This window comes from Klebsiella sp. 141161, from assembly GCF_050600815.1.
In the GTDB taxonomy this organism is placed as follows: Bacteria; Pseudomonadota; Gammaproteobacteria; order Enterobacterales; family Enterobacteriaceae; genus Klebsiella; species Klebsiella aerogenes.
Window position 1 is genome coordinate 448,234 of sequence record NZ_JAQIRN010000001.1, and the last position, 21,554, is coordinate 469,787.

A 21,554-nucleotide genomic window follows, 5' to 3' on the forward strand; every position below is an offset into this window, starting at 1 on the left:
TATGCGCATTGCCGTTGGTGGAATACATATTGAATGCAGCACGTTTAACCCGGTACTGACTCATGAAGCAGAGTTTCGCACCGTCAGAGGCGATGCCCTGCTGCAGGCGCCCCACTTTCAGTTTTTACGTGAGTATCCGGCGACGTTTCTGCCGACGCTGCACACCCGGGCGATTCCCGGCGGCCCGGTAGCACGGGAAACTTACGAACAGTTCAAGGCCGAATTCTTAAGCCGTCTGCAGGCGCAACTGCCGATCGACGGCCTGTACCTCGCGATGCACGGCGCAATGTACGTTGAAGGTATGGAAGACGCTGAAGGCGATTGGATCGCTGCTGCCCGCGCCTGCGTCGGCGATGACTGCCCGATTGCCGTCAGCTACGATCTACACGGTAACGTGACCCAGCGCATTATCGACGCCATCGACATGTTCTCAACCTATCGCACCGCGCCGCATATTGATATTGAAGAGACCATGCGCCGTTCGGTCAGTATGCTGGTAGATAGTCTGCAAAGCGGCGTGCGCCCGGGCATAGTGTGGGCCCCCATCCCGGTATTACTCCCTGGCGAGCGGACCAGTACGGAAGATGAGCCAGCGAAAAGCCTCTATGCCATGCTGCCAAACAGCGACCAGATAGACGGCGTACTCGATAGCTCATTAATGGTCGGCTACGTGTGGGCCGACGAACCGCGCGCCACCGCCGCGGCCATTTTTACCGGCACCGATCGCGCGGTACTGGAACAACAGGCCGCGAAACTGGCGCAGGCCTATTGGGACGTGCGGGAAGATTTTGTTTTCGGCTGCCGGACGGGCAGCGTCGCCGAATGCGTCGCTCAGGCTATCGCCAGCGCCACGGGCCCGGTTATCCTGGCGGATTCGGGCGATAATCCCACCGGCGGCGGCGTCGGCGATCGCGGCGACGTGCTCGCTGAACTGCTACGTCAGCAGGCGCAAAATACCCTTGTCGCCGGCATTACCGACGCGCCGGCAACACGTTCGGCGTTTGAAGCCGGCATCGGCGCAGAACTGCAGTTAACGGTCGGCGCCAGCCTCGATCCGACGGGCGTCAGCGCGAGCGCGCGTTTTACCGTCACTGGTCTGCTGGCGGCGGATCCGCAGCGCCAGGCCAATCAGGCGGTGCTACAGACAGATGGGATTACCGTAGTGGTGGCCGACCGTCGTCGTCCGTATCACGATATCGCTGACTTTAGCGCGCTGGGACTCGACCCGCGGCAGGTGAAAATTCTGGTGGTCAAATCCGGCTATTTATCGCCGGAACTGGCGCCGCTGGCCAATCCGAACCTGATGGCGCTCTCGGAAGGGGTCGTCGATCAGGATATTGAACGGGTGGCCCGCCTGCGAATGCTGACCCCGACCTGGCCGTTTAAGCGTGACCTCGAATTCACTCCACTGGTGCGGGTTTCCGCCCGCGCGCCCTTTGCCAGGGAGTCCTGAGTCATGAACCGTGAAACGCCTGCGCCAGTGCTGGCCGTCGACAATCTGAGCGTCTCATTCCGCCACGGCGAGAGCTGGCAGAAGGTGGTGCGTAATATTAGTTTTAGCCTTTATCCTGGTAAGACGCTGGCGATTGTTGGCGAATCCGGCTCAGGCAAAAGCGTGACGGCGATGGCCATTATGCGCCTGCTTTCTACCCGCCATAGCCGTACCGAGGGACAGGTTCTGCTCGGCGGTAAATCACTGCTCGAGATTCCTGAAGAGGAAATGCGTCGCGTACGCGGCGCCGAGGTAGCGATGATTTTTCAGGAGCCGATGACCAGTCTCAATCCGGCATTTACCATTGGCAACCAAATAGCGGAAGTCTTTATTCGCCATCAAGGTTTATCGGCGCGCCAGGCGAAGCAGGAGGCCATCGCCCTGCTGGATAAAGTCCGCATTCCGCATGCTGCGCAGCGTTTCGATGAATATCCGCATCAGTTTTCCGGCGGTATGCGCCAGCGCGCGATGATCGCGATGGCGCTGGCCCTGAAGCCTAAACTGCTGATCGCCGATGAACCCACGACCGCACTGGACGTCACTATCCAGGGGCAAATCCTTGATCTGATCAAAACCCTGCAGGCAGAAAACAATACCGCGGTGCTGTTTATTACCCATGATATGGGCGTAGTCGCGGAAACCGCCGACGATACGCTGGTGATGTTCCGTGGCGATGCCATCGAATGCGAGCGCACGCCGACGCTATTCGCCGCCCCGCAGCAGCCCTATACCCGCGCGCTGCTGGCCTCGGTACCCGCGGCAGGTGAAATGGATATGAGCTCGACACCCTGTAAGTTCCCATCGGTGAACCTACAAACGGGGGACATTCGTCGTTTTCCGCCAGAGCCAGACCTTAGCCTGACCAGCAACGAACCGGTGTTATCCGTCAAAAACCTGGTCACCCGGTTTCCGGTTAAAAAAGGTTTTTTTAATCAGTTAGCCGGGCATATTCACGCCGTAGAAAACGTCAGCTTTGATTTATGGCCCGGCGAAACGCTATCGCTGGTGGGCGAATCAGGTTGCGGTAAATCGACTACCGGTCGCAGTCTCATTCGTCTGGTCCAGGCGCAATCCGGTCATGTTCGCCTGAATGGCTATGACGTCCTGCAAGCCGGGCGCCAGCAGCAAAAGCGTATGCGCCAGGATATCCAGATGATTTTTCAGGATCCGTTCGCCAGTCTGAATCCGCGGCTGAAAATCCAGGAAACGCTGATTGAACCGCTGCTGGAAAATGGCCTTGCCACCCGCCAGCAGGCGCTGGCGCGCGCCCATGAATTAATTGAGAAAGTGGGTCTCAGCGTCGCGGTGCTTAACCGCTATCCACATGAATTCTCCGGTGGTCAGCGCCAGCGCATCTGCATTGCTCGCGCGCTGGCGATGAATCCCAAGGTGATTATCGCCGACGAGTCGGTGTCGGCGCTGGATGTATCGGTCAAGGCGCAGGTGGTCAATCTGATTATCGAACTGCAGCGAACGATGAAAATCGCGTTTCTGTTCATCTCGCATGATATGGCGGTGATTGAACGCATCAGCCACCGGGTGGCGGTGATGTATCTTGGTGAAATCGTCGAAATTGGCCCACGGCAGGCCATTTTCGCTAATCCGCAGCACCCGTATACGCAAAAGCTGATTGCGGCGATCCCGAAAACCGATCCGTCTCGTCGCCATCTGTTGCGTGAAGTCAATAACGATGAACTGCCCTCGCCGTTTCGCGATAAAGACTGGCAGCCGCCGACCCGCCGCTACGAACAAGTCGGTAATCAGCACTGGGTAATGCGCTGAGCGCATTATATTTAAATAGACCGGTTGAACGCGCCTCAGGCTGCGCTAAGCCGGTCCCCCTTCCCAAAAAGCGATGCACAATCACCCTGTTAACTGGTAACGCATTTTTTGCTGTTTATTGCGATTCACATTCCCACATCATGCTGTATTATGCAGGTTATTGCAGCATTTTGCAGGAAAAGCGATTATGCATAAAACCGCACGACAACAGTTTTTGCTCGAACTACTGAGCGAAAACGGTCAAATTAGCATCAGTGAACTGGTTGAACGATTGCAGGTCTCGCCCGATACCGTCCGCCGCGATCTTGGTGACCTGGAAAAACGCGGACTGGTGCAGAAAAACCATGGCGGCGCTATCGCTCTCGATCTTCCGGCCATGAATCGCCAGGGGCGCAATGCGCTGCTGCCCGAGACTAAACAGCGCCTCGGCGCGCTGGTCGCCCGTGAAGTTCCACCGGGAGCAACACTATTTTTAGACGCCGGCAGCACGGTACTTGCCGTCGCCGCTCATCTAAAAGGGCCGCTGACGGTCATCACCCCTTCGCTGGATATTGCCCAACTATTTAGCGAACGGCCCGATATCGAGTTGGTTTTACTCGGCGGTAAATGGGATATGCGGCAGCGGTTGTTTGCCGGTAGCGCTACGCTTACGCTGCTTTCCCGTTACCGCGCGGATATCGCCATTCTCGGCGCCTGCGCGATCCATGCGCGGCAAGGGCTTAGCGCCAGCCAGGAAGCAGATGCGGAAGTAAAACGCGCCATGCTGGCAGCCAGCATCGAGCACTGGCTGGTGGCTGACCATCTAAAACTTGATCGCTGCGAGCCTTACCTGGTCGCCGAACTGAAACACATCGATCGTCTGTTCCTCGACAAGCCGTGGCACGCGCTTGGCGAAGACAATTCAATGCAGGTCAGCATTGCTGACGCTGAATAACGTGGAGAAAGTCATGCATAAAGTTATCACCGGCGCAGGTAAACCCATTAATATTGCGCTGATCGGCTATGGATTTGTCGGCAAAACGTTTCACGCGCCGCTCATTAACTCGGTCGAAGGGTTAAAGCTTGCCGTCGTCGCCTCCCGCGATGAAGCCAAAGTGAAGCAGGACCTGCCGGATGTCACGGTAATCGCTTCGCCGGAAGAGGCCATTCAGCATCCGGACGTTGACCTGGTGGTACTCGCTTCGCCGAACGCCACCCACGCCCCGCTGGCTCGCCTGGCGCTCAATGCCGGTAAGCACGTAGTGGTAGATAAACCTTTTACTCTCGATATGCAGGAAGCGCGCGAGCTGATCGCGCTGGCTGAAGAAAAGCAACGCCTGCTTTCAGTATTCCATAACCGCCGTTGGGATAGCGATTATCTTGGCATTAAGCAAACCATCGAGCAGGGGCTAATCGGCAAGGTTAAGCATTTCGAGTCGCATATCGATCGCTTCCGCCCGGAAGTACGCGTCCGCTGGCGCGAGCAGAACGTGCCCGGCAGCGGCCTGTGGTTTGATATTGGCCCCCATCTGATCGACCAGACGCTACAACTTTTCGGCCTGCCGCAAACTGTACAGGGCAATATCGCCACCCTGCGACAGGGTGCGGAGATCAACGATTGGGCGCACGTGGTACTGAACTATCCGCAGCACAAAGTGATTCTGCACTGTAGTATGCTGGTTGCCGGCGGCGTCTCGCGTTTTACGGTCCACGGCGATAGCGGCAGCGTTGTGAAACTGAAAGCAGACCAGCAAGAGAGCCAGTTGCTGGCTGGGGTCATCCCAGGGAGCGAAAGCTGGGGCCAGGATGACGACAGCATGACGCTGTTCGATGCCAGCCTGCAGACGCACACGCTCGCCACGCCGAAAGGCGATCAGCGCCAGTACTATATTCAGGTTCGCGATGCCCTGTTGGGCAAAGTCGCCAACCCGGTGCCGCCGCTACAGGCGCTGGCGGTAATGGCGGTGCTGGAAGCCGCCGTTACCTCATCAGAAAGCGGCAGCGTACAAAAGCTGGCGTTAACCGCCGACGAACTGGCCGGGCTTCAGTAAATATCCAGATGGAATAGCGGCTGCACCTCCTCGCGGCCGCTAGGTTTCTCTCTCCTGCCGGGCGTATAAATAAGCTGTCGCCCGCGAAATACCAAGATGCTGCGCAACCATTTCCATCGACTTGCGCAGATCTAATAGCCCCTCTTTACGCAACTGTTGAATGACCATTTTACGATCCGCTGCGCTCAGCGCCCTGGCTGTCGTCGCCCGCTCGGCGGCAAATGCATCAATTCGTTGGCGAATGGCCGCCGCACCGCCGGGTTCAAGATGTTCGGTCACCGCGGCGCTTTCCGTAGCGGTAAAACGCGTTAACGCGCTTTGCATACCGCGAAACAACGTGATATCGACGTTAAGACAAAGCGCGGCTACATATTCACCACTCTCCCCTTTAATACCGATAGAGGTACTTTTCACCGCACGACCGTCAGCAAACTGATTAGCATAGTTGGCGACAACGGCCGGGAACTCGGCGCTGGCAATCCGCGCTAACCCCATCTCGGTCGCCGCTTGACCAACCTCTCTGCCCGAGAGGTTATTGTGAATTGATAAAATGGCGTGCTGAGGATGCGTGAGGTCATGCACGACCACTTCGCAAAACGGCGCAAAGGTTTCGCTTAACCCCTGAGCGAGGATATCAAGCTGCGCCAGCAAGGGTGACATCTCACTACTCATAAGCCGTTCCCGGTGCCTAATAAGGCGCTATAACGGCTCATATCCACATTACCGCCGCTGATGATAATGCCGACTTTTTTACCCCGCAGCTGCGCCATAGCGTTCCGGGCGGCAGCAAAACCCAGACAACCTGTCGGTTCAACCACCATTTTCATTCGCTCAGCGAGAAATGTCATCGACGCGACTAATTCATCGTCACTCACGGTCAGGATATCGTCGACGTGTTGCTGTATTAGCGGAAAAGTATATTGCCCCAGATGCTGGGTTTGCGCGCCGTCGGCGATGGTTTTCGGCGTCTCAATGTGCACAATGCTTCCGCAACGAAACGACTGCTGGCCGTCATTGCCAGCTTCAGGCTCTACGCCATAGACTTTACACCCCGGAGACAGATGACGTGCCGCCAGCGCCGAGCCTGACAGCAGACCGCCGCCGCCGAGGCAGACAAACAGCGCATCGAGCGGACCGGCCTCTTCTATTAACTCTTTCGCCGCTGTCCCCTGCCCGGCAATAACGTGCGGATGATCGTAAGGAGGGATAAGCGTAAACCCATGCTGCTGCGACAGGTCACGTCCGATCTGTTCGCGATCCTCCGTGTAACGGTCATAAAAAACCACTTTGCCGCCGTAGTCCCGGGTGGCGGCGACTTTCGCCGCTGGCGCATCATGTGGCATCACGATGGTCGCCGGAATGCCCAGCAGTTTGGCCGCCAGCGCGATGGCCTGCGCATGATTGCCAGAAGAAAACGCCACTACCCCGGCCCGTTTTTGCGCTGGGCTAAACTGTTGCAACGCGTTCATTGCGCCGCGAAATTTAAACGCGCCCATGCGCTGAAAGTTTTCACACTTTAAAAACAGCTGCGCTGAGTATCGTTCATCCAGGGTACGCGAGGTCATCACAGGCGTTCGGTTGGCGTAGTCGGCAATGCGCTGGGCGGCTGCCGCCACGTCGCGATAATCGGGGAGTTGTAGAGTCATTGTTTCGCCTTGTTGATCAATGGGTAGCCATCTTTAATACATTTAGTCTAATTAAATACATTATGTATGATCAACAATCAATCGCAAATGGTATAGATCGCAACCAGAGGAAAATGTGCCCCGCCGGGCTATTGCCTGCTGGAAATTTCCCACATTTGGGAGCAGGATATAATCAAATACCTGATTATTGTGGTAACGCCCCATTAGCTTCTGCGGACGCAGCCCGACACACTGGACAGGAGAATGTCATGTATTACACGTTAGGAGAAAAGACCCTCCACTTTTATCGCTATCAGTGCCGTTACTACGTCGCCCATTGGGACGGCGGCCACGTGATGACCGAGCAGTTCAAGCCTTTTATCGCCGGGATCAGCGAAAAGACCGGCCTGGAAGCAAAGCGTGTGGAAGCGGTAGCTCGCGATTACTTTACCAACGTGGATTAACGCAACGCTTCAGTATCACCAGAAAATACTAAAACGGCACCTTAAAGGTGCCGTTTTACATTCACTTCACTGATAAATAATTACGCTACGGGGATTTTTGAAATAATATATTCTAATGATTCATCAATATTCTCACCTGCCAGCATTTTCTTGCGCACGTCAAACGCCCGTCCGGTACGTAAGAACTTTAAAGAAACCTTATCATTATTCACCCCTTTATCGGTTAATACGACTTCACTCAACGGAACGATAAAGGTGTCTGAGTACAACTTTGGTTTAACTATCAATTTATCGCCAGAAAGACCAATCATAACGCGCTCCTTGAGGCGTACCCCATTCCAGATATTGAGAACTCCTACTGCGACCAATAAGTAGCCAATTCCCACGCCCATCACCAGAACAATAACCCCCATGCATAAAGCAATAGCTCCGGTAGGAACAAATCGGGATGTATCGCATGTTAATTTATAACTTTTGTCTTCAGGCTTCGATATATCAACCGCAGTTTTAGTACTGTAAATATCAAGACCTGCGTTGCAGTATCGTTCGTAGCTAAAAAGATAACCGATTAAAAACACCAAACCAATCGGCACCATAGTAATTCCACCGATATAAGCAAACACAATACCAACACGCGGAGCTTTCGGTAATAACAGAACGCTTGCAACCTGAGCAACTATAGCAAGGGGAAGTACTATTGTGACCAAATCTTTAATCAAACGCAGCGTTCGATCGTAGCCATAATAATCTGAAAGCGAGTTAACCTCATTGAGCACCAAAAGAAACATGGCTAAGTTAATAATAATACCAATCAATGTCAGACGGTGAATTTTATTCATTCATACTCCATTATGCTTACTCATCGTAAAATATTACTTTAAATAATAAATTTACACTATACCGGCAATATTAAAAGCCATTATTAACGCCCGCCAACGCTCAACCACTCGAGATACCCGAATATATTCACAGGTGTGAAAAATGGAAAGCATATATACGGCAGACAGTATATCCCAACGGATTACCCCCCCCAATTAAATAGAGGATAAGCCGATATTAACAAATACATTGCACCCGTCAACCAAAAAGGCAAAACTTAGAAAATAGAAGTTACTTATTTATCGATAAATTTTTTGCCACTCCATTTAATTCATATTTTAAATTTATTAGACATTATCCAACACACCCAAACTATATTTTATCGCTATTGTCGCTATCCTGTCTTATTCATACGTTAACTGTTGGCATTGTTCATTTTACCAGGCTATACCTTAGGCATCATTATTCATCAAGGAGCTGTCGCAATGGGCAAGAAAATATTGATGCTGGTGGGTGATTACGCCGAAGATTACGAAACCATGGTACCGTTTCAGGCGCTACAGATGATCGGCTATCAGGTTGATGCCGTTTGTCCTGATAAAAGCAAAGGCGACTATATTTTGACGGCGATTCATGATTTTGACGGCGCGCAAACCTACAGCGAAAAACCCGGTCATCGCTTCGTGCTGAACGCCGACTTCGAAAGCGCAGAAGAGCAAGACTACGACGCGCTGCTCATCCCCGGCGGCCGTGCGCCCGAATATTTACGCCTGAATGAGCAGGTAATTAAGCTGGTACAGGCTTTTGACGCTGCGCGAAAGCCGATTGCCGCCGTCTGCCACGGCCCGCAAATTCTCGCCGCGGCGGGGATTCTCAAAGGCCGTACCTGTAGCGCTTATCCGGCTTGTGCCCCGGAAGTGCGACTGAGCGGCGGCCAGTATGCGGATATCGGCATCGACCAGGCGCACGTTGACGGTAATCTGGTCACCGCCCCCGCCTGGCCCGCGCACCCACAGTGGCTGGCTAAATTCATCGAATTACTCCCGCAGTAAGGTTCTGGTCTTATCAGGGACTGGCATTCATTATCGCGTATCTGCTGTAGTGCCAGTCCTGCTAATCACGGACATTTTGTATCACTCACTATATTATTTCTTGACAGCTTTCACCGCTGAACAATATTGTATCAATCACTACAATATAGTGAGGCAAAGGTCATGGCTGTATTTGATAACAAATCGGTACTGGTATTGGGCGGGAGTCGCGGCATTGGCGCGGCGATTGTACGGCGCTTTCGTGCCGACGGCGCGTCGGTGGCTTTCAGCTACGCGGGTTCAGAGCAAGCGGCACAGCAGTTGGCTGGCGAAACCGGCAGTACCGCGGTATTTACCGATAGCGCCGATCGCGATGAAGTGATCAAGCTAGTTCGCGATAGCGGGCCGTTGGATGTACTGGTCGTTAATGCCGGTATAGCCCTCTTTGGCGATGCGCTGGAGCAAGATAGCGATGCGATCGACCGTCTGTTCCGCATCAACATTCATGCCCCCTACCATGCGGCCGTCGAGGCGGCGCGCACGATGCCGGAAGGCGGTAGAATTATCATAATTGGTTCGGTGAATGGGGATCGCATGCCGATGCCTGGCATGGCGGCTTACGCGTTAAGCAAGTCCGCGTTGCAGGGACTGGCGCGCGGGCTGGCGCGAGATTTTGGCCCCCGCGGTATTACGGTGAATATCGTGCAGCCAGGCCCTATTGATACCGATGCCAACCCGGAGAACGGCCCTATGAAAGAACTGATGCACAGTTTTATGGCGATTAAGCGGCATGGCCGCCCGGAAGAAGTTGCGGCAATGGTTGCCTGGCTGGCAGGCCCGGAATCATCGTTTGTGACGGGGGCAATGCACACCATAGATGGCGCATTTGGCGCCTGATATACAGGAGGGCTAGATTAGCTAGCCCTTTATCGCAGCAACCATAACGACTATTCCTTCATGTCTAATTTCAGCAAGGCATAACGAGTAATCAACTGCTGCAAATGCTGTTCTGCCTGATGTTGCTGCGCTGAACTTTGGGCCTGCTCTTGCGGCATCTCCGCCAGCTGACGCAGTTGTTCTTCGACCGGAACAGTACGATTAAACGACTGGGTCATTGCGAACACCGCTGATTTCAGCTCGCTTACGGTTAGATATTTTCCCTTTTGTTCATCCAGCGCATCAAGGCGCTGGGCCAATTGCTGCAACTGCTTCATTCCTTGATGCCATCCATTGAGATTTTCAACCGGCAGCGCGGCGGCGGCGAGCTGTTGCCGCCACTGCCGGGAGAGCGTTTGAGCCTGCTCAGGCCACAGCGTTAGCGCCTGCTGCACCAATCGCTCTCCATCATCGATAGCCCAATCCGGATTGAGCTCAGCCAGCCGCGCCAGCTGCTGCTGGGTCTGAAGTATCCCCTTATCAGCTGACGGCGAGCGCGGCTGAAAGGAACGCAGCTGCTCAGCCGAAAGCGCCACGGGCAATGGCGCCAGGCTGGCGGCGAATTGCACTTGCTCCTGGTCTGATGAATAGAGAACCCGCCATCCCCATATCGTCGCCACCGTTAACAACAGCATGGTGATCATACCGGCAGCAAAGGGGCGCCAGCGCTGTACCGCCGACGGAAGGTCACAAGCTGTCGCCATCTCCGCAGCGGTATCCGCGGGGGCAATGTACACCCGTTTTATCCGTTCAACCGACTCATCAACCTCAATAATTGCGTTCCCCGGCACGGTCACGCCGGCGTGCTGCGAATTATCGGCGCGAGCTATGCCATCGCTGTTTTCCAGCCGCACGGCGGCGTTATGTATCAGAGCGACCAGGACATCCAACTGACCGGCATGCTTTAGCTCGAGCCGTTGCAGGGCTGCATCGAGCGCTTTTAGATGTGTTTCCGCTTGATATAATTCGCTGAGGTCGGCATATGCCAGGGTTAACGTGCGCAGCGCCTGCTGTAACCGCTTGCTCAACCCGCAGACGATTTCCATCCGCGCATGCACCGGCTGCGGCCACAAAGCGCCCCATTGACGTGTAATCAACGTTTCAAGAATAGCGAGACCTTCATTGAGACCAAATAATCCAGCCAACTGCGTGCGGGCCAGCGTGTACCAGGCTGCTGTCTGAAGATCCACACCGTTGCGATCAAACAGCGACAGGCATAACTGTTCCGCATATCGCCAGTTAACGTCCGGGCGCGCCGGGTGGCTGAGCTTTTGCATTTCTTCACGCAGCTTTGCGTAGTCCGCCTGCGTGCGCGGGTCCCCCCCGGTAGTGAGGTGGCGTTCAGAATATGTCGTCATAAGGATTAACCAAAGTGAGTACTAAATGGCGGTACGGGCGTCCAGGTACTGTTGCTGTTTGAGATGGCGAATTAGCACCCTGCCCTCAGGCATAAACTCCGTGCCGTAACGTACCAGACCAATTTCCTTCAGTTCCGCGTCAATGGCATAACGCAGTTCGCCAGGCTGTGTCTGTTCCAACATCTCAACGCGGATGCTGCTTAGACGCGGCTCGTATTTGAGTAGTACTGCAGACAGCGTGGTCATAAGCTGGTGCGCGGTGCCCGGCATCCCCTGGAGGATTTTTGTCATATCCGGCAGCCCGTAGTCCGGGAGATGCGCCAATGCTCCCGCCCGGCAATTAAGAATACGCTGCATGTTATCGAGCACCGAAAGAATGACCTGATTTTCTTCGCTGACCTGATGCAGGTCGAGACCGCCGGAAAAATTACCGAACAACGTGTCGTAAAGCGAGGGGCGCGGCATCTTAGTTATCCTTCAACGGTTGCAAGGTTAAACGGTTATGGCCGGCTTCAATAACCCGCGGTTTGTCCGCGTCAAGATCGTCGCGAGTCAACACCAGCCGCCAGCTGTTACCAGCCAGGTCAGGCGCCATAAACATCCCCGCGATCGCGACGTATTGCGTTGCCGCCTCCAGCGGCATATCAACAGCCACGGATTCTCCGGGGCGCAGACGAATATCTTTCTCGGCAAGCCAATCGCCTTGGATCGCCTGGCTATCCTCAGCAAACAGCGAAGGATAATCTGTATCATCAAACACCTTACGATCTTTGAGCTGGTATATACGTACTACGGTCGCCAGCGATGCCCCTTGCGCATTATTATTCACCCCTTCCCGGGCGCGAATATCCAGATGCAGTGTTTTCACCTGCTTATAAAAAATAGACCTGGTCACTGAGACCGCCCCGTCCTTCACACTCTGCGTCAAGCCGCAACCGGCCAAGGCCGTCGAGAAAATCATCGCCAATAACGCAGCGGAATATTTACCAGCGATAGTCGCCATCTTCATCGTGCTCCCTTCGGTGAATATTTTCCTGGACGCGCTGATAACGCCCTGGATGAATGGTGATAATGTCATTCGAACTGCGATGTGGATTTAGCGGGCGCAGCACTGCAGTACGCCCTAACCGCACCGCTTTTGTTAACTGGCAGGTAAGCTGCGCTTCCGGCAATAAATGACGGGCGACGCATAGTTGAATGCGCACATCCAGGTGTGTGCCGAGCCAAACATGCAGCAACGCCATGAGGTCCTGGAGTCGTTCCCCCCCGGGCAACCATCCCTGCGCTTCCTCATGGTTGCTGGTCGTTAAACGTAACAACACCTGACCATTAACATCCGTGCCGTGGGTTCCCATGACCGGCCTGGCCGCCAGGCTAACGGGATGCCTCACGCTCATGGTCAGCGCCTTTTTCAACGGAATACGACAGCGGTCGTGATGAAAGATCTCGGCACGAGTTTCCGGCGCCAGCAGTTCAACCAACGCCCTCATTCCTTCCTCCGTTCGTCCCGGAAGAAGCATCAATGGCAGCAGCGCCAAAAAACGTGATAACGGTATATCCACCGCGGCCGCGCACCCCGTAATCCCCAACCCGGCTAACCCCAATAGGTACTGCGAGGTATTGTCTGTGCCGCCAGCCTGAAATGTCGCCGGATATGAATATTTACGCCAGATGCGGTAATACTGGCTAATCAACCGATGGTTGAAAATATCCAGAAAATCCGCTGCGGCGGCATACCCCTCGCGGCGCTGCGCGATATCATCAATATAGTGCGTCGGCAGCGGCGACTCGACTCCGTACAATCCCATAAACGTGACGCGAAGCGAGGGCGGTAAGTGCGAAACATCCGCTTCAGGCATTTCAAGTTGCCGAATTTCACTGGCCGGGAATCCCATTCCCGGATGTGGTCGAAAGCGTATCGGTTCATGCCGTATTTGCCAGCCTCCACCGGTCAACGGCGCCTCTGGCTGGCTCTGTTCAAGCAGCTGACTGAAGCGATAAAAATTCATGTACGGCAACCGCTCCCGAGCCTTCGCTATCAACCGGGCAGGCGCGGATTGTGATTCTCTTTCCACCGAATATATTTCCCTTCTGGCTGAACAATAAGCGTAAGCTGGTTGAATTGATTCATATCGGCATAGAGGGCAAAAAAGCGATTCAGCATTTCGCCGAACAGATGAATATCCCCTTCGCCGGTGAACCCTCGGCTGTCGAGGGTCACTTCAATTTCCAACCCTCGTAACAGGAACCCATCTTCAAAACGCTGAAGACGATGATGCTTGACCGACTGGATTGCCTCAAGACGGCGGTAATTCAGCTCATCATCACGCCAGTTATAGAGTGACAGCGTGCCGCGAAGTACCTCGGCGTTACTCATCATGTTTAAAAAACGAGTACCCAGATGGCTCATAACCCGCCAGTGAAAGCGATCCTCTGCGGGCGGATAAGCAGGCAACGTCGGCTTACACAGATTCCGCACGCTCAGCTGCGTTTCTGAAACCTGGTCACAGCGGTCAAGCACGGTGCTTTGCAACGCCCGGCGCGGTAATTGCCCGTTGGTGCCAGTGATACGTAGCGATACGGTTTCTCTTTCAAAACCCCGATCGGCTTCCCAGCGCTGACCGCCCAGGATTAACCAGGTGTCGTGCATTCCGCTGAAGCCGCGCTTCACGCGCGTATGGTAATACCGCTCCGGCGCATGGCGGCGCATCATTCCTCCCCGATGTCGGAAACTGGTAAAAGGGACATATCGCGCCTCGCCCGATCGCCCTGAGCCGGTGACGCTATCAACGGAATAAATCTCAGTATGTCCGTCCTGCAAACGTTTCGGCCGCAGCAGGTATTCGCTCTCCAGGCCGCTGATAGTTAACGGATCCGCTTCCAGGGTGAACAGGTTAATCACCGGTACGCAGTGCAGGCGTAGGCAGTCTTCGGTTATGGGTAAATCGCTTTGCCAAAGTTGGTTGAACACCACCTCGATATCAAAATGAGTTATCCCAGCAGGAAAGGTGTAATTGTCCAGACCCTGCAGATGGACAAACATAAATTTTTCGCGGAAGGAAAAATATTCCAGCAATAGCTGATAACCGCTAAAAGCACTCTCTACCTTCGGCCACAGGCCGTCCTCCTCGCCGAATCCACCCGGTGAGAAATAGCCGTTAATCTTTATCCGCTCAACTTGCGTTGGCAGGCGCAGATACATCGCGGCCTGGCGTTTGGTAAGCCACAAATGCAGGGCGCTGCCGGTTACAGCGTCTTCTCCGAGATAAAGCGGCAGGCGGCGCAGATCGGCGTGGGACCAGTCAGCCTGGCCACTGCAGGCAAAACGAATCCTCAGGAGCGAACGCCCGTCCGACTCGCTGACCATGGCAATTTTCGCCACCGTTATCGGATTCAGCGTCACATCGCGAGTGGTACGGTAGCGGCAAAGGGTATTTTTCGGCCCCACCGGGCGGGACGTTATCTCAAGACCAGCAGGTACCGTTTCCGCCATTTTCATCGCCGTAAGTTCCGGCATGAGAGCCACTATCGATAATGACGGAATAGTGCGCAGGTAATGTGGCCACAGCATACTGACCAACCCTTCGGTGAGCTCCGGTAGATCATCGTCGATCTTTTCACGCAGGCGGCCCATCGAAAACGCAAAGCCTTCAAGCAGCCGCTCCACGTAGGGATCCGGCGTACCGGCTTTGTCGAGATCCAACATTGCCGCCCGATCGGGGTGCGTTTGGGCGAACTCTTTTGCCGCTTCGCGTAGATAACGCATTTCAGCGTCAAAATAGCGTAGGGTTAAATCTTCCATCGTAGGTTTTCCGTTATTCATCCATGACGATCGGGCTTTTAAACACAGAGTACCGCCGCTCGGGCGGGATTAATGGCGATCAAATCCGCCAGTAAGCGGTCCATCAGCGGCTGCAAACGATTTTTGTCCGTTTCACTGCGCCCGGCCTTACCCCGCAAAAGTCGAAGATGGCGGGCCCAGACCTCAAACAGCAGCTCTGGTTCCCATTGCGCCAGAGAAAGTGTGGCGGCCTGCGCGTCAAGATCCGCCAACAAATGCTGCGCCAGTTCATTTTTTCCAGTCTGTTCGGCAACCCTCGCCATCAATAATCGCAGCAGCCAACGGCTTCGCGGAGTCGTTATTCCTGGACGATGCTGTAACCAGGACAGCGCCGCATCGGCTCCCTCGCTGTCGGCTAGCGCCAGCGCTTCGGGCTCCAGTTGAAGGATAGGGTCATCGCCGGAAGCCGTTACAGCGCCAGACACGGCATCGTCCCGGAAGGCGGCATTATCCAACACCAGTTGCTGAATCCAGTTTTGGGTCACCTCATCGGCAAACGGCGTGCCGTCGTTGAACGCCAGCTCCTCCAGGCCAATTAAGCGAGCCAGAAGTCCTTGTAGGTCATGTTGAATAATATTGGCTTCCGCCTCGCGCCCGGATTTCAGCAACGCCTGGTGAACATACCACTGCAAATCCAGCCACAGATGATTCGCTGCGCGGGAAAACATCTCGCTGGCCTGCTCCAGCAGCTCCAGCCAGCTCTGCTGCAGATACAAGCGCTTCAGCAACGCCCGCTGATCCGGTTTTGGCGGATCGATACGGGTCCTGCCGTCCGCCAACAGAGGGGGTAATTGGTGCAGCGTGTCATGGCGGATACTTCGTATCAGGTGATAGGCAGAGAGCCAACCGTCCGGTCGATCGCTGAGATATTTTGCCAGCACCCGCGCCTGTGTCAGAAGTTCCTGACCAGACGTAATCGTACCTGTCTGCGGCGCACTACTGACTGCTGCCGTTAGCGGTGTATCGCTGATATTCTGCGGTACTACGGCCTCCGGGCCGCCGGATTTCATCAACCGGGTTTCGAGGACGCCGCACAGCGCGCCGGGGACGGCCCCCTCCTCTGCCTGCTCGATAAGCAACAATGCTCCGGTAATGCGCATCGCGACGCTATTATTCACTTCGGGGAATAGCGAGAGGCTGTCGAGCATTCGCTGGCTGGCCAGCCAGTCAAGAGCCGCTTTTCTGCTGCGCTCCCGCTGCGGGTGCAGATGAAGGCCAAAACGCTGCATTAACCCCGCCAGCAATTCCAGCCCATCGGCCAGGCCGGCTTCGCCATCGCGATGCAGGCGAGCCCAGGCGTAGTAGGAAGCGACGCGGATATCACGAGTCACGGTCGTTAACAGTTTTTCCGCAAGCTGGCAAATGAGATCGGTATCCGCTCCCGAAAGCTTATTCACCTCTTCGCGCATCAGCTGGAAATCATCGTTATAGCCAGGGTCGTTGCCGGTCGGCGAATCGGCTGCGACTGGCTGCAGCCAGCTTTCCCATAGCAGCAGACGTTGCTGCGTTTGGGCAACCAGCGTTTCAGGCACGGCCTGGCAAGCATTAATCAATGTAAGAACCGATGCCATTAATAAATATCCTCCCCTCGGCTTTCACTCTCCAGGTCACTGTCTGTCGTTTCTGCGCTGACCATAAAAATGGTCTCTGGCAGGGTAAAGTTGCGCAGCGCCAACAGCGCCAGCGGCCCCTCGCCGGCTTCGGTACGGAGCGTATAGTTCAGCATCAGTCCATCCGGCGCTTTCCAGCTCAGGCTCCAGCTACTGCCTGTGCCCGGATAAGCTCTCACCGCGGCTTTATCCAGTAACCGGATCCAGCCCCACGCCCCGGTCAGGTCAGCGTACTGGCGTGTTCCCGCCCGGGTGCTGATCCAACTTAAACTGGCCCCCGGCGCTTCGGTGTCCGCCGGCCAGCTAAAGCGACGCCAGGCCGGCATCTGGTTCATGTAATTCAGTTTTTGACGATCGACCTCCAGCATTGTTTGCATCACGCCTTCCGCGGTTCCCGGACGCAGTTCGAAGTGCATTCCAGCCTCGCCGTTGGTAAACGCCACATCCGCAATATGGCTCAGGGTATTCATCGCACGCAGGAAGGCTGGGTTAAATGTCAGCCCCTGGGCATTGATGCTGTCCGCCACCCAACGGCTTCCCTCTTTATGCAGCACCCCATTAAGCCGGGTCTGCAGGAAATGACTGATGCGGCCACTCTCTGCATTGAGATACTTCGCCAGCAGAGGTAAAGAGACCTCGCTGCTCACATTTTTGAAGGGATAGCGCCCGCCGAATGCCCGGTTCCAGTCATCAAACACCGCGCTACGCCAGCGGGCATTGAGGCTTTCTGCCGCCGGAGTCAGCACCTGCTGCCAGGCTTGCTCCATCGGGCGGACAAACACCGTTTGGCCGAAGCCACGCCACTCCTGCCCTAGCCCTGCCGCCACCAGGCTACCGTAGTCTCGGGTGTCGGTAAGATCCACCGCGCGACCTTCAAAAACCGTCTGCGCCAGCGCCAGCGTCATCGCCTGCGGATCGGCCGCATTAGTCACCTGCTGCAGACGCAAACGAACCTGTGTCACGCGGGTCAGAAACGTTTGTAGATTCAAACGACTACCAGACATGCTGCCATCGCGATTATCCATCAGGGCGAGCACCGGGCCGAAAGTCGCATCCAGTGGCCCCCGCAGGCCGCCTTGCTGATCGATAAGCGGCTGATCTTCACGGTTAAACAAATTTTTCGCTGATTTGACCAGCGAATCGGTTATCGCCTCGCCGCGCTGTCCGGTTCGTCCCTGTACATTCAAGGTATTCATCAACGCAATCAGCGGCGACTGACGCACATCCGCCATCAGAGTTAGCTGATCGATGGCATCCGACAGCGTGGCGGCGCGCTGCCAACGTAGACTATTGAGAAAGTTCAGCCAGGCGCCGCTGAAATCGGCAAAATAGCGTTCCGCCAGGCGTTCGCGAAGCGCTTCCGGCGTCGCCGCCTGCGCTACCGGAAGCTGGTTATCGCTGAGCACCCAGTCGATTTCATCGCGGCGCGCGTTAACCACTTTTTCAATAGCCGGCTGCACGGCATGCTCCCAGGCGTTGCGGGTGAACATACCCGGGACTACCGCATCGGTGGTATACAGGCGTGAGGCGTCGGTGTCACCGGTCATATCCGCCAGATGCATATCAGCATACTGGTTCGCCACCTGCGCCAACATTTGCTGATAGAGGGTGGATTCGCTATTACGTTTACCTAACTGGCGAATTAACAGCGTACGGGTCTGGCTGACCAGCGTGGGATCGGCCGGCAACCGCCACTGCGGATGTAACGCCAGGCTGGCTGCGTAAAATCTCAGTAGAGACGTTCCGCGGCCCTGCCAGAAGCCGTCCGTCACGCCATCCCGCTGCGGCCAGTTGCGCATCAACTCGCGAGCAAACCAGCCTGCATCCATTTTTTCCGGGCGGGCGAGCATGAGATAGAGCTTCAATTGGTTATAGGCGGTTTTAGCCAGCCGTTCACGTAGCGGACTTTCCGGCGGCAATTGCACGAAAGCCTGTAACAGCTGCTGAAGATGTTCCGCCGCCGCATCACGAACCAGCGGTAGCGCCATGACGCCGTAGCGTGGGTAGAGCGCCGCCAGCAAATCATCATTCTGGCTTAATCCGGCGCGCGCGTACCAAGGCGCCCCGTGCGCTTTGCGGTATGTCAGTTGAGCCAGCGTTTTCTGCACGGCGGCCAGCGCATGCAGGCGTTCGGCAAGTGGCTGTTTTTGCGCTGCGGCTCGTTGCACCTGCACCTGCGCTGTGACCAGCAAATGGCGGTTGGCCGCAAAAGAGACGAACATAGCGCCTCCCCACAACAACATCAGCACCGCGCTGATAACGGTCATGATTTTTGCTAGAGAATAACCCGTTTTATGGGCTTTCAGTCCCGCGGGTAACGTCGCAAGCGACTCAAGCAGAACATCCCAGCGATTATCCTTCCGCCAGTAATGATCCGCGCCATGGGAGAGCTCCTGGACCTGAGATCCGAACATGATACCGGCCAACGGCAAAGGCCGCGCGGGTGACAAGAATGCGGATAAGGGACTAACAATAGATTCAGGAAACCGGGTCAATTGCTCGGCAAGGCGCAATAAAAATGCGTCTTCATGGCTGTCACTTACTGAGTGTATTCCACGAGCGATCAGCTGCCCGGCCAGATTATCCACCAACTGACGGAATTGCTCTGGCGTGCAATTGGCAGGCAACAGGCAACCTATTGATTGTGTTATTTGTCCTCGTCGTTCCCCAGCTCGCGGGTGTAAGGACCAGACGTATAGCGGTAGACGCCTGCGCTGCTGAACATAACGGGCATTCAGGGTATGGGCGATGCTGTCTATATCCATAGTGGATAAAGCCGGAGTTATTGCATCCCCACTCAGCACGGTCAGCTGGTCGAAGGCCGATGTTATCCATATGACGCCATCGGGTTGGCGGCGAAGCTTACAAACCGCATTATGCTTGGTGCGATCGCCCTGTTTTGTCAACTCAGCGTCCCACAGCAAAACGGTTCCATTCGCCTCAAGCCAGTATTGATCGATCAGGCCAGGAATAGCTTGCTCCACATCAGCGCTTTTACCCGTCACCATCAGGATACGAACTTTCGACGGCCAGAAATAACCATACTGCTGTTTCAGGTAGTCGTTTAATTCCGCGTAATACCTATTTTCTTCGCCATTGGTTTCATCATTTTCAGGCGTGCGGTAGGTATGTAGCGCTGAAAAGCGTTTCGCCAGGTATGATGTCGATGGATTTGCTTTGGTTGCATAAGCGTAGCGTTTGAATACTGAAAAATAGGAATTTAATCTAAGGAGTTTAAATGCGCATAAAAAAACAAACATAAAAGCAAACCAGCAAGATACTTTCCCCGCCTTACCTGTCAGTCCAAAATCATCTCCCCATAAATGTATTGCTATTGCAGCCAAAATGCCAATCACGCCGACCAATATGGCAACACCCAGTAATCTTAGTAAACTATATTTTTGCATCGCGCTTCCCCAGGATCTTTATTTTAGATAGCACGATCCCAGCCTCATCCTCTGACACAATAAGATTTACAGAACCGTTATCACCTGATGATGCCAGTGATAGAGATAACGCTGCCCACATATTATTTCTTCCCTGCCTACCCAGTATAAATTCCGTAAAATGATGTCTGACTTTTTCTTCACCATTATTAGCATTGAGAATTTTAATAGCTTGACCTAATGCTGCTTGATTCTTAAGTTTACCAATCCATATTTTTTCGATAATACCCGTAGACAACTGAAAGTTGAGAACATCTGCCAGGTCTTGAGTTAACTCAGCGGAATTTGTCGCCATCGCACGATAAATTCTGATTTTTTCCTTTAGCTGTTCATTCTTATCTGTTGCAGGAGGCGCGCAAAGCCACGCGCAAACACCATCGCTGGCACTATTTGCCCCATTACCGACAAGCGAAACCAGGGGGTCAAAAGTGATAATTAAGCGAAAGTTATTATCGGTATAATTAAGCCATTCATCAATTTGCTCAGCATAGTGAGTCATCATCCACGCAGGTGTTTGAATGCTCTCCTCCTGCATCCCTAATTTTCGCCATGCCAGCGTGAAGGATTGCCATGCTGCAGTATCAAGAGGCATACCCATAGGGAAGGCAATTTTCAATTTATTCTTTTTTGCTAATGTAATTAAAACAGAACGTAGTGGTGAAAGCAGTTCGTAAAATAATGTATTATAATCAACGTTAACAGGAAACATCACCGGTTGTTGCCCGATAATGTGTATCTCACCGCCTTGTTTCAGGTTCTCAACTTGCGCCTGCTCCGGGAACATGAAGTGATAATCTATAATACTGATATATTCCGACGCCCACGCAGAGTAAATCTTGTCCAATGCAGCATTCTCTGCCTTAATTACTGCATTTTTTTCAAGACAAATACCAAGCTGAAATGAACGCCATCCGGCGAACAGCAAAAGTATCGCCAGACTGCTTGCACATAATATAAGCGCATACAGGACAGAATTCGCATCATGCGTAAAATAATACCATGAGACACATGCAACCGCGATCGAAATTAGAGAGACAATGAAGAACAGTGTCATTTTTCCCCATGCGACTGGTGACACATCAATTAATTTTTGTTTCTCCGGTATATTCCAGGCCATTAT

At 54.2% G+C, this 21,554-nt stretch carries 18 protein-coding genes; 7 read left to right on the forward strand and 11 right to left on the reverse strand.

The window, feature by feature from the left end; genetic code table 11:
• Window position 1 precedes the first annotated feature (1 nt).
• The 4 genes from PGR79_RS02195 to PGR79_RS02210 all read left to right on the forward strand — a co-directional run bounded on the left by PGR79_RS02195 (window position 2) and on the right by PGR79_RS02210 (window position 5,304).
• Window positions 2-1,453 carry a M81 family metallopeptidase gene (locus tag PGR79_RS02195; RefSeq protein WP_430920988.1) on the forward strand — a complete coding sequence of 484 codons (1,452 nt, stop codon included), beginning with the start codon at window positions 2-4 and terminating at the stop codon, window positions 1,451-1,453.
• 3 nt (window positions 1,454-1,456) lie between these two features.
• Complete coding sequence (locus tag PGR79_RS02200) at window positions 1,457-3,274, forward strand: ABC transporter ATP-binding protein (protein WP_430915370.1); 1,818 nt, start codon at window positions 1,457-1,459, stop codon at window positions 3,272-3,274.
• Window positions 3,275-3,461: 187 nt separating this feature from the next.
• On the forward strand, window positions 3,462-4,208 hold the full coding sequence (locus PGR79_RS02205) for a DeoR/GlpR family DNA-binding transcription regulator (RefSeq protein ID WP_271032671.1): 747 nt from the start codon (window positions 3,462-3,464) through the stop codon (window positions 4,206-4,208).
• 13 nt (window positions 4,209-4,221) lie between these two features.
• Window positions 4,222-5,304, forward strand: a complete 1,083-nt coding sequence (locus tag PGR79_RS02210) for an oxidoreductase (RefSeq protein ID WP_213316224.1) — start codon at window positions 4,222-4,224, stop codon at window positions 5,302-5,304.
• A 39-nt stretch (window positions 5,305-5,343) separates the two neighbouring features.
• On the opposite strand, the gene PGR79_RS02215 is transcribed toward PGR79_RS02210, so the two are convergent.
• Both PGR79_RS02215 and PGR79_RS02220 read right to left on the reverse strand, forming a co-directional pair.
• Complete coding sequence (locus PGR79_RS02215; RefSeq protein ID WP_213316225.1) at window positions 5,344-5,976, reverse strand: helix-turn-helix transcriptional regulator; 633 nt, start codon at window positions 5,974-5,976, stop codon at window positions 5,344-5,346.
• Window positions 5,973-6,950: a threo-3-hydroxy-L-aspartate ammonia-lyase gene (locus PGR79_RS02220; protein WP_213316226.1), complete on the reverse strand. Its 978-nt coding sequence runs from the start codon at window positions 6,948-6,950 to the stop codon at window positions 5,973-5,975. Before PGR79_RS02220 ends, PGR79_RS02215 begins: the two co-directional genes overlap by 4 nt.
• 248 nt (window positions 6,951-7,198) lie before the next feature.
• Between PGR79_RS02220 and PGR79_RS02225 the strand changes: the two genes are divergently transcribed.
• Window positions 7,199-7,393, forward strand: a complete 195-nt coding sequence (locus tag PGR79_RS02225) for a hypothetical protein (RefSeq protein ID WP_015366303.1) — start codon at window positions 7,199-7,201, stop codon at window positions 7,391-7,393.
• 80 nt (window positions 7,394-7,473) lie between these two features.
• Here PGR79_RS02225 and PGR79_RS02230 read toward each other — a convergent pair whose 3' ends face one another.
• Complete coding sequence (locus PGR79_RS02230; protein ID WP_430920991.1) at window positions 7,474-8,232, reverse strand: hypothetical protein; 759 nt, start codon at window positions 8,230-8,232, stop codon at window positions 7,474-7,476.
• A gap of 465 nt (window positions 8,233-8,697) precedes the next feature.
• Here PGR79_RS02230 and PGR79_RS02235 point away from each other — a divergent pair, with 465 nt between their 5' ends.
• Together PGR79_RS02235 and bdcA are read left to right on the forward strand one after the other, a co-directional pair.
• On the forward strand, window positions 8,698-9,264 hold the full coding sequence (locus PGR79_RS02235; RefSeq protein ID WP_430920993.1) for a DJ-1/PfpI family protein: 567 nt from the start codon (window positions 8,698-8,700) through the stop codon (window positions 9,262-9,264).
• Window positions 9,265-9,426: 162 nt separating this feature from the next.
• The gene (bdcA, locus tag PGR79_RS02240; RefSeq protein ID WP_213316229.1) at window positions 9,427-10,140 is read left to right on the forward strand and encodes an SDR family oxidoreductase; all 714 of its coding nucleotides are present in this window, start codon (window positions 9,427-9,429) and stop codon (window positions 10,138-10,140) included.
• A 50-nt stretch (window positions 10,141-10,190) separates the two neighbouring features.
• Here the strand turns inward: bdcA and PGR79_RS02245 are convergent, their stop codons facing one another.
• The 8 genes from PGR79_RS02245 to PGR79_RS02280 are packed head-to-tail and all read right to left on the reverse strand — an operon-like array spanning window position 10,191 to window position 21,551.
• Window positions 10,191-11,537, reverse strand: a complete 1,347-nt coding sequence (locus tag PGR79_RS02245; RefSeq protein WP_316424039.1) for a VasL domain-containing protein — start codon at window positions 11,535-11,537, stop codon at window positions 10,191-10,193.
• A gap of 21 nt (window positions 11,538-11,558) precedes the next feature.
• Window positions 11,559-12,002 (reverse strand): type VI secretion system baseplate subunit TssE, encoded by a 444-nt coding sequence (gene tssE, locus PGR79_RS02250; RefSeq protein ID WP_087859431.1) that lies wholly within the window; start codon window positions 12,000-12,002, stop codon window positions 11,559-11,561.
• 1 nt (window position 12,003) lies between these two features.
• Window positions 12,004-12,540 (reverse strand): type VI secretion system lipoprotein TssJ, encoded by a 537-nt coding sequence (tssJ, locus tag PGR79_RS02255; RefSeq protein WP_183269068.1) that lies wholly within the window; start codon window positions 12,538-12,540, stop codon window positions 12,004-12,006.
• On the reverse strand, window positions 12,521-13,546 hold the full coding sequence (gene tssG, locus PGR79_RS02260; protein ID WP_395226337.1) for a type VI secretion system baseplate subunit TssG: 1,026 nt from the start codon (window positions 13,544-13,546) through the stop codon (window positions 12,521-12,523). Before tssG ends, tssJ begins: the two co-directional genes overlap by 20 nt.
• Before the next feature lie 29 nt (window positions 13,547-13,575).
• On the reverse strand, window positions 13,576-15,339 hold the full coding sequence (gene tssF / locus PGR79_RS02265) for a type VI secretion system baseplate subunit TssF (protein ID WP_430920995.1): 1,764 nt from the start codon (window positions 15,337-15,339) through the stop codon (window positions 13,576-13,578).
• Window positions 15,340-15,377: 38 nt separating this feature from the next.
• Entirely contained in the window at window positions 15,378-16,949 is a 1,572-nt protein-coding gene (gene tssA / locus PGR79_RS02270) for a type VI secretion system protein TssA (RefSeq protein ID WP_113373194.1), read from the reverse strand.
• Window positions 16,949-20,395 carry an ImcF-related family protein gene (locus PGR79_RS02275; protein ID WP_430920997.1) on the reverse strand — a complete coding sequence of 1,149 codons (3,447 nt, stop codon included), beginning with the start codon at window positions 20,393-20,395 and terminating at the stop codon, window positions 16,949-16,951. Before PGR79_RS02275 ends, tssA begins: the two co-directional genes overlap by 1 nt.
• Window positions 20,382-21,551 (reverse strand): hypothetical protein, encoded by a 1,170-nt coding sequence (locus PGR79_RS02280; RefSeq protein ID WP_113373192.1) that lies wholly within the window; start codon window positions 21,549-21,551, stop codon window positions 20,382-20,384. The genes PGR79_RS02275 and PGR79_RS02280 overlap by 14 nt, the downstream gene beginning before the upstream one ends.
• Window positions 21,552-21,554: the final 3 nt, after the last annotated feature.

Coding starts and splice junctions, on each gene's coding strand:
- PGR79_RS02195 (WP_430920988.1), top strand. CDS start 2: ATGCGCATTGCCGTTGGTGGAATACATATTGAATGCAGCACGTTTAAC.
- PGR79_RS02200 (WP_430915370.1), top strand. CDS start 1,457: ATGAACCGTGAAACGCCTGCGCCAGTGCTGGCCGTCGACAATCTGAGC.
- PGR79_RS02205 (WP_271032671.1), top strand. CDS start 3,462: ATGCATAAAACCGCACGACAACAGTTTTTGCTCGAACTACTGAGCGAA.
- PGR79_RS02210 (WP_213316224.1), top strand. CDS start 4,222: ATGCATAAAGTTATCACCGGCGCAGGTAAACCCATTAATATTGCGCTG.
- PGR79_RS02215 (WP_213316225.1), bottom strand. CDS start 5,976: ATGAGTAGTGAGATGTCACCCTTGCTGGCGCAGCTTGATATCCTCGCT.
- PGR79_RS02220 (WP_213316226.1), bottom strand. CDS start 6,950: ATGACTCTACAACTCCCCGATTATCGCGACGTGGCGGCAGCCGCCCAG.
- PGR79_RS02225 (WP_015366303.1), top strand. CDS start 7,199: ATGTATTACACGTTAGGAGAAAAGACCCTCCACTTTTATCGCTATCAG.
- PGR79_RS02230 (WP_430920991.1), bottom strand. CDS start 8,232: ATGAATAAAATTCACCGTCTGACATTGATTGGTATTATTATTAACTTA.
- PGR79_RS02235 (WP_430920993.1), top strand. CDS start 8,698: ATGGGCAAGAAAATATTGATGCTGGTGGGTGATTACGCCGAAGATTAC.
- bdcA (WP_213316229.1), top strand. CDS start 9,427: ATGGCTGTATTTGATAACAAATCGGTACTGGTATTGGGCGGGAGTCGC.
- PGR79_RS02245 (WP_316424039.1), bottom strand. CDS start 11,537: ATGACGACATATTCTGAACGCCACCTCACTACCGGGGGGGACCCGCGC.
- tssE (WP_087859431.1), bottom strand. CDS start 12,002: ATGCCGCGCCCCTCGCTTTACGACACGTTGTTCGGTAATTTTTCCGGC.
- tssJ (WP_183269068.1), bottom strand. CDS start 12,540: ATGGCGACTATCGCTGGTAAATATTCCGCTGCGTTATTGGCGATGATT.
- tssG (WP_395226337.1), bottom strand. CDS start 13,546: ATGAATTTTTATCGCTTCAGTCAGCTGCTTGAACAGAGCCAGCCAGAG.
- tssF (WP_430920995.1), bottom strand. CDS start 15,339: ATGGAAGATTTAACCCTACGCTATTTTGACGCTGAAATGCGTTATCTA.
- tssA (WP_113373194.1), bottom strand. CDS start 16,949: ATGGCATCGGTTCTTACATTGATTAATGCTTGCCAGGCCGTGCCTGAA.
- PGR79_RS02275 (WP_430920997.1), bottom strand. CDS start 20,395: ATGCAAAAATATAGTTTACTAAGATTACTGGGTGTTGCCATATTGGTC.
- PGR79_RS02280 (WP_113373192.1), bottom strand. CDS start 21,551: ATGGCCTGGAATATACCGGAGAAACAAAAATTAATTGATGTGTCACCA.